The following is an 11024-nucleotide window of genomic DNA, read 5'->3' as shown; positions in this document are numbered from 1 at the left end:
TGCGGAAGCGGTGGTCAATAACCCTGATGAGTTTACCTTCAGAAATGAGCGTAACTCTAAAGTCTTTGCGAAGGGTTGATATTGAACTCAACGGGTCTATCATCTTCTGGTGCTAATGCACGCCCAGGTTTCTGGGCAACCGCATTAGATGAACTTAGTGTCGTCAGCGCTAATATCGAATATAGCCAGCTGGAGTGCTCCTTAGAGGGTGTGCCTTATTGGGTTGAACTTAGACCTAATGATGGCGCCCGTTGTGTTTTATGTTATAGCGATAATGGGGTGGTTACTGATATTACGCCGCCGGGTTACAGTGTGCGCAGTAAAGTGCACGAATATGGCGGCCAAAGTTGGTGCTTTATTGATGACGGTCTGGTCTTTGTTAATGAAAGTGACCAGCAGCTTTATTTTCAAGCGCTGAGAGGCGATCTTGCTACCTCCTGTCGAAAAATAACCGCCTGCACGAATGCTCGCTTTATTGAGCCCGTTTGGGATGGGCTTGAGCGTCAAATCATTGCGGTGGAAGAGAGGCATGAGGTTGATGGGGTCGTTAACCGGCTCGTTGTGATTTCGCTGGAAACCGGTGAAATAACCCCTCTACATGAAGGGTATGACTTCTACAGTTATCCTACCCTGAACCCTCAGTCGAGGGAGCTGGCCTTTATTGCATGGAATCATCCCTATCAGCCTTGGGTTTCTACTGAGTTGGTATCCCTTCGTTTGAGTGACCTAAGCATTCAATTTGTCTTTGGTCGGGATATTGAGGAGGCGTTATCTCAGCCTCTTTACAGTCAAAATGGCGAGCTATATGTGGTCAGCGATCGAGAGGGATGGTGGAATATCTACCGTTACAACCCTATTGCGGGCACATTAGAGCCATCTCTTTGCGCCCCGCAAGATATGATATCAGCACCGTGGCAGTCGGGTTTGAGGCACTACGTTTGCGGTGATGCAGGCCTGTCCTATCAATTGATCGCCCATGAAGGTAGTGAGGTTTACCATCAAGGTTGTCGTGTTGAGCCGGGTTCTATGAGTTATTGTCGCTCTCTGCATGCCTCAAAAGGTAAGTTGTACGCTATTGCTAGCTTCCGTGATCGTATGGATGCCGTTATTGAGATTGATACTAGCCTTAATATCAGGCTGCTTACCGGTGGTTCTATGCCTTTAGAGAGGGGGCATTGCTCCGAGCCGCAGCCTCTGGCTTTCGGTGAAGGGGATGATCGTTGCTATGGTTATTTGTATTCAGCAAAAAATGATGCCTACCGCGACAATGCGGCGTGCAAACCCCTTGTTATTTTCCTCCATGGCGGCCCAACGGCTGCGACGTATCCCGTTTTTAATTTAAAGGTGCAGTATTGGACCCAGCGCGGTTTTTCTGTACTTGATTTGAATTACCGGGGAAGTAGTAATTATGGCCGGCGCTATCGTTTGGCGTTAGAGCATGCTTGGGGTGAAGCCGAAATCAAGGATATTCAGTTAGCGGTATCGTCGTTAATTGACGCGGGTGTAGTCGACCCTCATGCGGTCTTTATTAGAGGGAATAGCTCGGGTGGATATAGTGTGTTAAACGCGTTGTGTCAGCTGGATCTGTTTGCTGCGGGGGCAAGCTTGTATGGTGTTACAGACCCTGCAGTTCTGAATGACTGTACACATAAGTTTGAGTCCCACTATTTAGGATGGTTGCTGGGTGACCCTATTAAGGATAAGGGCCGCTATCAAGCGCTGTCGCCTATTTATCATGCCGCTGATATCCATTGTCCTGTTATCTTCTTTCAGGGCGAGAAGGATAGGGTGGTGCTGCCTGATCAGACACGGGCAATGGTTGCTGAGTTGCAGGATCGAGGTGTTGCTGTTGAGGCGCACTATTTTGAGAACGAAGCCCATGGCTTTCGTCAGAAAGAAAATGTGATCCGTGTATTGCGTGATGAGTTACGTTTTTATCAAGCGCACCTTACTGCGGAATAAGTCTGCGTTATTCTGATTGGCTCTCCAGTTAGTTGTCTGTTTTTTTGCTTGAGAGCCATTGTTTCCTTGTCTTTCTTTCCCTTATCACCTCTTTAGCGTTTAAGATCCATTTTATTTTCTATCTTATTGTTCAGTTTTTTTTACAAAAAGCTAACTATTGTTGTATAGATCTAGAAATCATGTCTTACGGATGGAAACTAAAGTATTAGATAAAATCGTCCTGTTGCAGAACTGCGGTTTGGCTTAATAAGCTAGATAATGGTTTTAATAAAGAGCTTACCTAGCTCTTTGCATCCACTCTCTGGTTTGTGAGTTTTCTATCTTAAGCTCTAACCGTCGTACTTCGCCTGCTTCTTAGCAGGCTTTTTTTTGTCTGAAATAACCCCTATCTAATTGTATCTTGCCTTAGGTTGCTTATCTCTTACGGGTTAGATTGATCTAGTGAAGTGCTTTTATGATACATGTCAGCAATCTAAGCAGGCGTGGCTGCGTTGAGTCTGTCGAGGGTTTGTCACGCATGGCTTTGAGTGTTAAGTGGTTGGTGGAGTTAATGTGAAGAGCTTCGTGTGGGTGTTTGTATAATAAGTGGGGAGGCTTGTTCGGCTTATTAGCGAGGATTTGCTGTCCTTAAAAAACAAAGAAGGCCGCGGCTCTGGAGAAGGGGGGACAGAGCGGCGGCCAATGGTTCTAGCTTTTAAGCAGGACTTACCAGCTTAGAGCAGCACCAATTGCGAACTGCTTAGTTTCGTTACCAGCAGTGTTGTCAGCGATATCGTATTCAGCAATAAGTTTTAGGCTGCTGTTAACATCGTAGAAGTATGCAATGGAGTCCATTTCGTTTTCACTTGCAGCGCTTGTATCAGTCTCACCATGAGAAAGAACAATGCGGTGACCATTAGCGGAGTAAGATGCCTGAACAAGGAAGCCATCTGAATCAACATTGCTGGCAATAGTGTTATCAGCTAGAGCTGCACTAATACCTTCTTGGTCGAAGCCAGAAGCTGTAAATTGGAAGCCGCCCATTGCGATGCGTGCACCGTATGCAACACCTTCAACACTACCACCATCAGTAGTAGATTCACCGCTAGCTGCACCAACCCATGCATTGAACTTGCCGCCATCGAAATCAGTCGCGTAAGTTAACTCGCCTTCGAAACGAGCTGAGTCAGAAGCCGCGCTAGCGCTAGTAGTGGAGTCTTCCGAGCTATCTAGTACACCAACTGCAAGCTGGAAGCCATTGCTGACTGGTGTGCGGTAACTGATTTGAGCTTTAGGTGTAGCATATGGGTAACCTACGGAGATGTTACCAAATGTTACGCCGCCAGAATTGATCTGTGGTAGACCAGTACCAAGCAATAGTTCATCAGAGAAAATGTTGCTACGAGCATATAGACCAAAATCTTTACCGAAAAGAACCTGACCGAAGTCGCCGTCAACAGTGCCGTAGAATTGACGAATATCAACAGCTGTATCAGTTACGTTAGATGAACCATCGTTAATGCTAACCCAGAAAGAAGAACGACCGCCCACTTTTAAGTCATCAATCTGTTTGCTTACATTGAAGCCGATCCAGTTTGGTAGGAAACCCATGCGAACACGAGACTCGTCTCCAGCTGTATCAGAATCAGTCTGAACGTAGAATGCGTTAAAATGACCATCTGCAGAGAAAGTAGTGCCATCCTGGTTATACAGTTCAATTGCAGCACTGGCCTGAGTGCTGATTCCCATTGCTACTGCTACTGCTAACAGTTTAGCTTTATTATTTTTCATGTCGCCCCCGGAAATACGGATTTATTTTGTGTTAAACGTTGGAGCGATTATCATGAACTCTGCCTATAACTTATATCGGGCAGAAGCATAGATATGGGTAAACCTTAGTGTGCTTGTACCTTTAGTGATTTCGGGTATGATTCTGAAGGCGTGCGGGATTAAGGCGAAGGGTCTATAGACTGGTCTAGTACTAAAGGTCGTGCTTTTTTGTGCGTTGCGTCATGAGTGATAACTGATTCTAACAACGATTTGTTACTTAATAATGACTATTAATAGGTAGTACGTATGTTGTTAAAAGTAGATCCCAAATAAATAAAATAATAAGCCGCTTTCTACTGCGAGCACTCCGTTCTAATTTAACACAGCTTGATAATGTGATCATAACAATAATGCAGACCTAGCCGTTTTGACGGGTGGGGTATGGTAGTCATGATGAGTAATGATATCTCCAACCTTAGAAAGTTCGTTTCTCCAGAAATTATTTTTGGTGTGGGGGCGCGTAAATCCGTTGCGAACTATGCGCGAACGTTTGGTGCGCGAAAAGTATTGGTGGTGTCTGACCCTGGTGTTGTAGCCGCAGGGTGGTTGGATGAGATTTGTAATTTGTTATCTGAAGCCGACATTGAGTACACAACCTTCACCGATGTCTCACCTAATCCTCGCGCGAATGAAGTAATGAATGGCGCGCAAGTCTATCAGGAGGCTCAATGTAACGTTATTGTCGCCATTGGCGGCGGAAGCCCTATGGATTGCGCTAAAGGGATTGGAATTGTCAGCGCTAACGGTAAACATATTCTGGATTACGAAGGGATCGATACGATTCACTTACCCATCCCTCCGTTAATTTTTATCCCAACAACGGCAGGCACATCAGCAGACGTATCCCAGTTTGCTATTATTTCTGATCCTATTGAAAAGATTAAAATATCGATTGTTAGTAAAGCAGTTGTTCCCGATGTATCACTGATCGACCCTGAAACGACCATCACCATGGACCCGTTTCTCAGTGCGTGTACGGGGATTGATGCATTGGTACATGCCATCGAGGCTTTTGTTTCAACAGGCTCCGGACCATTAACGGATATGCATGCGCTTGATGCTATGCGGCTGATTAATGAGAATATAGTGACGCTGGTTGCTAACCCCCACGATATTAAGACCCGTGAGCAAATTATGCTGGGGTCTATGAAAGCGGGGCTGGCATTCTCGAATGCCATTTTAGGGGCGGTACATGCGATGTCCCACAGCTTAGGGGGTTACTTAGACCTGCCGCATGGTTTATGTAACGCTATGCTGTTGGAGCATGTCATCGACTTTAACTATAAAGAAGCACACGAGCGCTTTAAGGTTGTGGCTGAAACATTAGGTATTGATACGCGCGGCTTAAATACGGCACAAATTCAAAGCCGCTTAATGAATACCGTGATTACCTTGAAAAAAGATGTGGGACTGACACAAAAAATGGCAGAAAGCGGGGTGCATATAAGTGATATCCCGATTCTTTCTGATCATGCCTTACTTGACCCTTGTATACTTACCAACCCAAGAAAGTCTAACAAGCGAGATGTAGCTGCAGTATATGAAGAAGCACTCTAACGCCGCCAATGATGAAACCCTGACTAACTTAATGGGTCTGGGTAACCACTCTGTCCGAAAAAGTTATTATTCTGAACTTGTTAGTAAGCTTGATGAATTAGAGCAAGAGAAAAACCGTTATAAATGGCTGTTTGAGAATGCCCAGCACGGCATATTCCAAGCACAGCTGGATGGCGGCATGCTTAATGCGAACCCTGCCATTGTTAATATTTGTGGTTACACATCAGCAGACCACTTTTGCAATACCATCACGGATCTTGAGTCGCTGCTGTTTTGTTGCGTGGATGCGTACGAGGATTTTAGATATAGCCTTGTTCAGTCCGGCAAAGTGTCAGGCTTTGAAACCATTTTTTTGCGGGCGGACGGCCAGTGCATTCATGTCTCAATTAACGCGTTATTAAAAGATCATCTCGGTGAGCATGAGCACCCAACGATTGAAGCGTTTATTAAGGATATTACTGAGCGTAAGAAAACAGAGGTTCAATTAAAGCAGCTTAATGAAGTGTTAGAGCAGCGTGTAACCTCTAGAACTCAGGAGCTTGTGTCGCTGAACAATCAGCTTTGGCAAGAGATTAGTGACCGAGAGCGGGCACAAAAAGAGCTTCAAGTTGCCAAAGATGCGGCAGAAGAGGCGAATAAAGGGAAAGATAAATATTTGGCGGCTGCCAGCCATGATTTACTTCAGCCGATGAATGCCGCTAGATTACTTATCTCGGCACTGCGTGAGCGATCATTACCCCAGCAGGACGCTCATCTGGTCGAACGAGTCCATATGGCGCTTGAAAATGCGGAAGACCTTCTAACGGATCTTCTTGATATTTCAAAGCTCGACCAAAACGCAGTGACGCTTGACGTGAGCCGCTTTAGGTTAGATCACTTGCTCCATTCTATGGTGAGTGAGTTTCAGCCTGTCGCGGATGATAAAGGGATCGATCTTAAATCACAGCCGAGTTCGGTTGTTGTCATGTCTGACTCACGCTTGTTGCTTAGAATAATCCGTAATTTAATTAGTAATGCGATCCGCTACACCGCTACCGGAAAAGTACTTGTAGGGTGCCGCCGCAAGGAGGGTGTCGTTAGTATTCAGGTGTTGGATACAGGGATCGGAATACCTGATGATAAGCTGGACGCCATTTTTAAAGAGTTTAATCAGCTAGATTCGCCTAATGCACGGGATAGACAAGGCGTGGGCCTTGGCTTGGCGATAGTGGATCGTATTGCCACTATTTTGGACCATAAGTTAACCGTCAGCTCGATAGAGGGGCGCGGCTCAATGTTTACGGTTGAAGTGCCATTGGTTGAGCAACTCCCCGATAGCCCTGAGCTTGTCGCCATCAATACTCCCCAAGTTAATATGCTTAATGAACTCTCTATTCTGGTTATCGATAACGAAGAGAATATCTTGGTGAGTATGGACGCACTTTTAAGCCAGTGGGGGTGCCGTATTATTACCGCACTGAGTGCGGATGAGGCGTTAATTCTTTGTCAAGATGAGGCGTTTGTGCCCGATGTTATTTTGGCGGATTTCCATTTAGATAATCATGCGTTAGGTACCGAAGCGATCGCGTTGATTAGAGATTATTTTGGATTATCGATTCCTGCGGTTATTTTAACCGCCGATCGAAGTAGTGAATGTGGTCAGCTATTTAAGGCAATGGCGTTGTCGGTCATAAACAAACCGGTAAAACCCAGCAAACTTCGCGCGCTATTGACACACTTGTGTCAGTAGTTAAGAGTAGTTCCTAAGTCCTGTTTTGCTGAAGCGCGTTCTATATTTTATATTTTATCAATGAGTTATGGCTCTTTCCTATCGCCATAAAAGGGGACTCAAGTAGTATATTGGTATTGCTTCGCAGGTCCTAGAATGGAGATAAACTCCCTGTTTTCTGAGGATCCGTGTTGTGACTAATGCCCCTGCTTTTATGACTGCCGCGTCATTTAGTACAGACCCTGAAGAGGCAGCCGCTGACCTCGGACAACAGCTTTCTGGAATTGATCTAAAAACGGTCATTTTCTTTTGTTCTGCTGAATATGACCTTCCTTTATTAGCCCAATCGCTAAACAAGGTCTTTCAACATATTGATCTGTCGGGTTGCACCACGGCAGGGGAGATAACCCCCTTTGGATACGGTCAAGGATGCATTACCGCAATAGGGTTTAGTTCAACGGATTTTGCTATTCATACACAATCTATTGAGTGCCTCGATAATTTTAGCCTGACCGATGCGCAAACCTTAGTTGATCAGCTAATCGCTGGGTGCCGAGAGTTAGATGTGGCCCCGATTAAAGGCAATACCTTTGCACTCACACTCCTTGATGGACTTTCTATCCAAGAGGAAAATGTACTGGTTACCCTAAACTCCGCGTTAGGCAGTATTCCCAATTTTGGCGGCTCAGCCGCTGATGATATACATCACTATAAGACCCATGTCTTTTATAACGGTGAGTTTCACACCGATGCTGCAGTCATTATGATGGTGAATACTGCTTATGACTTCGAAGTGTTTAGCACCCATCATATGCAGCATAAAGACATGAAATTGGTGGTTACCGCCGCTGATGCTGATGCCCGTTGTGTGTATGAGTTAAATGCTGAGCCTGCTGCCTCTGTTTATGCGGACGCTATAGGCGTTCCGGTTGATGAGCTTAACCATCAAGTCTTTGCCTTAAATCCGATCGCTGTAAAGTTGGGTGATGAGTATTATGTGCGTTCCATCCAGCAAGTTAATGATGATCTCAGCCTCAAGTTTTATTGTGCGGTAGAAAGCGGCATTGTGTTGACCATTATGAAATCAAATGGATTAGTGGATGATCTTATTCAAACGCTTAACGCCATTCAAAATAAAATAGGCGAGCCACAATTGATTATCGGTTGTGACTGTTTTTTGCGTCGAATGGAGTGCGAACTTAAAGGCTACTCTGATGAGGTGTCGGGTTTGCTGCAAAAGCATAATGTAATTGGCTTTAATACCTACGGCGAGCAGATGGAAGGGCTACACATTAATCAAACGTTTACCGCTGTTGCGATAGGGAGAAATCGTAATGAGTGAGGGTGTTCTTGAGTCTAAAATCGAGCAGTTAGAAGAAGAGAACCGAAAGCTCCGTAAGATCAACAATGTGTTAATCGAACGGGTCGAGGCGGGCGGTAGTCAGGGAGCAAACCCCTATTCCGCCTTTGAGCATTCGGTTGTACTCGCCGAGCAAGTTCGGGAAAGGACGGATGCTTTACATAGTGTGCTGTCTGAACTTAAAGCCAGTCACCGAGATTTAAAAGAAGCCAATGACCAAGCGGCCTTAGCGAACCAGCGGGTCGTGGATGCCATTGAAAGTATTTCCGATGCATTTGTGTTGTTTGATAAAGAACGGAAGATTGTTCTCTTTAATAGCAAGTTTAGTAATGTTTGGGCGTCGACAGGCTTAGATGTCAAAACCGGCACCACCATTCAGGATATTAGCCGACTGGCGCGGGTGAGTGGCCTAATCGATGAAGAATATCCTGCCACAAATAGCGGGAGTAAAGTTTACCGTTTAAGTGATGGCCGTTGGGTGCAAATGTCAGAAAGACCAACCCAAGATGGTGGCTTGGTTATTCTCTACACAGATATTACAGCGATAAAAGAGCGGGAAACCGCTGACAAAGAGCAAGCATTAGCACAAAAAACTAAGCTGTTGCAGCGAACAGTAGATAACCTCTCCCAAGGGGTGGTCTTAGTCACGCCAGAAGGCCGAGTTGAGCTTTGGAATGACCGCTTTCTTGATTTAATGGGGGTTGAAGCGGAGCAGGTGGAATGCTACCCACCGTTTGCTGCACTTATGTTAGATAACCATGCTATTTTGCAGCATGCATTAACGGCGGCGCAGCAAGGTGAAGTCTTAGCATCGGAGCAAACGGGGCGTTTAGGTCAAGTTATCGAGGTGCGTACACACCCTATGCCTAAAGGCGGGTTTGTAAATACTTATACAGATATTACAGAGCGTCACCGTTATGCTGAATCCCTGCGTCAAAGTGAGCAATGGATACGTTTAATCACCGATAACGTACCTGCATTAATCGCCTATCTAGATAAAAACCTCAACTACCTCTTTACCAATAAAGTGTATAACGAATGGTTTGGTAAACCGCATGGTTCACTTAACGGTGAGCATATTAGCGAGGTCTATTCAGTTGAGCAGTATCATGAGCTAGAGCCCTATGTTGAGCGGGCTCTTGCGGGGGAAAGCGTCACTTTTGAGGTGTGGCAAACCAATGCTAAAGGCGAGCAGCGATATATGCTCAAGTCTTACGTTGCCAATATTGATAAAGATGGCAACCCTGATGGTTTCTTCGTCATGATTCGTGACATTACTGAGCGTCGTCGTTCAGCAGAAGCGCTTGAGTTGTCTCACCAGTTATTGGAACAGCGCGTTGAGGAAAGAACCTCTGCTTTAACCGCACTGAATAATCAGTTACGTTCAGAGATTACCGAGCGTGCGGGTGTTGAAGCTCGATTGAGAGAAGCGAAAAAAGAAGCGGATCAGGCAAACCTCTCCAAAACTAAGTTTTTGGCCGCGGTGAGTCACGATTTGCTTCAGCCGTTAAATGCCGCGCGCTTATTTTCGGGTGCACTCTCTGAGCAGGTGAAAGAGCCAAGAAATTACAGCCTAGTACAATCGGTTTCTAATTCACTGGACGATGTGGAATCGTTACTAAGAACCCTCGTGGATATTTCTAAGCTAGATGCGGGCGTCGTAAAGGCCGATATCATCAACTTTAATATACAGGGGTTGTTTGATACCTTGTCGGCTGAGTTTTCTCAGCTTGCGGGTGCAGAAGGATTAGGTTTTAAGTGTGTTAATAGTGATGCGGTGATCCGCTCTGACTCACAATTACTTGCCCGTATCTTGCGTAACTTCTTAACCAATGCGATCCGTTACACCAAAAAGGGGCGGTTGTTGTTAGGTTGTCGACATACGGCTGATACCTTGTGGATCGAGGTTTGGGATACCGGTTCAGGTATTCCGAAAGAAAAACTCGTTGAGGTGTTCCAAGAGTTTAAGCGGTTGCAGCAAGATCAACCAGGACAAGAAAAAGGCTTGGGCTTAGGGTTAGCGATCGTTGATAAAATATCGAGGGTGTTAGGTCATAAAATAAGGGTCTCCTCCGTTGAGGGTAAAGGCTCCGTTTTTGCGGTCGAAGTACCTAAAGCGCAGCACGTTGCGCCTAATGTGGCTACAGGTCCTCAAATACCGATGATCAACGAGCGTCTAGTGGATGCGGATGTCTGGCTTATTGATAATGATGCGTCTATTTGTGAAGCGATGGAGACACTATTAACGGGCTGGGGATGTAATATCGTCACTGCCTTGTCCTTAGAGGATTTAAGGTCTCAAGTCGATTTTAATAAGGATCCGGTCGATATTCTAATTGCAGATTACCACTTGGATAATGGTGAGAATGGGTTAGATGCTGCCAAAGTGGTCACCAGCGAAGTGCCCAACAATTTACCTGTTTTAATGATTACCGCCAATTACAGTAAAGAGTTGAATCAAGAGATACGTGACCTTGATTACATGCTGGTCAACAAGCCGGTAAAACCGCTTAAATTAAAAACGACGCTGATTCATATGCTAGGTTTGTAACTGACAGCGGAAAGCCCATAAAAAAAACCGCGTAGTGCGGTTTTTTTATGCTTGTTAATAACAACCGCTCAAGAGCG

6 protein-coding genes are annotated in these 11024 nt (G+C 45.4%); 5 read left to right on the top strand and 1 reads right to left on the bottom strand.

Going from position 1 to position 11024, the window contains the following annotated elements; all coding sequences use genetic code 11:
• Positions 1-81: 81 nt before the first annotated feature.
• On the top strand, positions 82-1962 hold the full coding sequence (locus A3773_RS12175) for a S9 family peptidase (protein WP_067986379.1): 1881 nt from the start codon (positions 82-84) through the stop codon (positions 1960-1962).
• 705 nt (positions 1963-2667) lie between these two features.
• Here the strand turns inward: A3773_RS12175 and A3773_RS12170 are convergent.
• On the bottom strand, positions 2668-3732 hold the full coding sequence (locus A3773_RS12170) for a porin (RefSeq protein WP_067986377.1): 1065 nt from the start codon (positions 3730-3732) through the stop codon (positions 2668-2670).
• Between the two features lie 429 nt (positions 3733-4161).
• On the opposite strand from A3773_RS12170, the gene ercA reads away from it, so the two are divergent.
• The 4 genes from ercA to A3773_RS12150 all read left to right on the top strand — a co-directional run bounded on the left by ercA (position 4162) and on the right by A3773_RS12150 (position 10947).
• Positions 4162-5328: an alcohol dehydrogenase-like regulatory protein ErcA gene (gene ercA / locus A3773_RS12165; protein WP_231902202.1), complete on the top strand. Its 1167-nt coding sequence runs from the start codon at positions 4162-4164 to the stop codon at positions 5326-5328.
• Positions 5312-7057 carry a PAS domain-containing hybrid sensor histidine kinase/response regulator gene (locus A3773_RS12160; RefSeq protein ID WP_067986375.1) on the top strand — a complete coding sequence of 582 codons (1746 nt, stop codon included), beginning with the start codon at positions 5312-5314 and terminating at the stop codon, positions 7055-7057. Before ercA ends, A3773_RS12160 begins: the two co-directional genes overlap by 17 nt.
• A 172-nt stretch (positions 7058-7229) precedes the next feature.
• Positions 7230-8378, top strand: coding sequence for a nitric oxide-sensing protein NosP (gene nosP / locus A3773_RS12155; RefSeq protein WP_082800619.1), 1149 nt, complete (start codon positions 7230-7232; stop codon positions 8376-8378).
• A complete protein-coding gene (locus A3773_RS12150) occupies positions 8371-10947 on the top strand; it encodes a PAS domain-containing hybrid sensor histidine kinase/response regulator (protein ID WP_067986374.1) in 2577 nt (858 codons plus the stop codon). The genes nosP and A3773_RS12150 overlap by 8 nt, the downstream gene beginning before the upstream one ends.
• Positions 10948-11024 lie beyond the last annotated feature (77 nt).

The sequence above is a fragment of the Neptuniibacter pectenicola genome, from assembly GCF_001597735.1.
In the GTDB taxonomy this organism is placed as follows: domain Bacteria; phylum Pseudomonadota; class Gammaproteobacteria; order Pseudomonadales; family Balneatricaceae; genus Neptuniibacter; species Neptuniibacter pectenicola.
Note: the sequence above shows the minus strand (reverse complement) of the source record. Positions and strands in the feature narration are given on the sequence as shown.

Excerpts from the sequence above, each read along its gene's own strand:
- A3773_RS12170 (WP_067986377.1), bottom strand. The coding sequence starts at position 3,732 with ATGAAAAATAATAAAGCTAAACTGTTAGCAGTAGCAGTAGCAATGGGA.
- ercA (WP_231902202.1), top strand. The coding sequence starts at position 4,162 with ATGATGAGTAATGATATCTCCAACCTTAGAAAGTTCGTTTCTCCAGAA.
- A3773_RS12160 (WP_067986375.1), top strand. The coding sequence starts at position 5,312 with ATGAAGAAGCACTCTAACGCCGCCAATGATGAAACCCTGACTAACTTA.
- A3773_RS12150 (WP_067986374.1), top strand. The coding sequence starts at position 8,371 with ATGAGTGAGGGTGTTCTTGAGTCTAAAATCGAGCAGTTAGAAGAAGAG.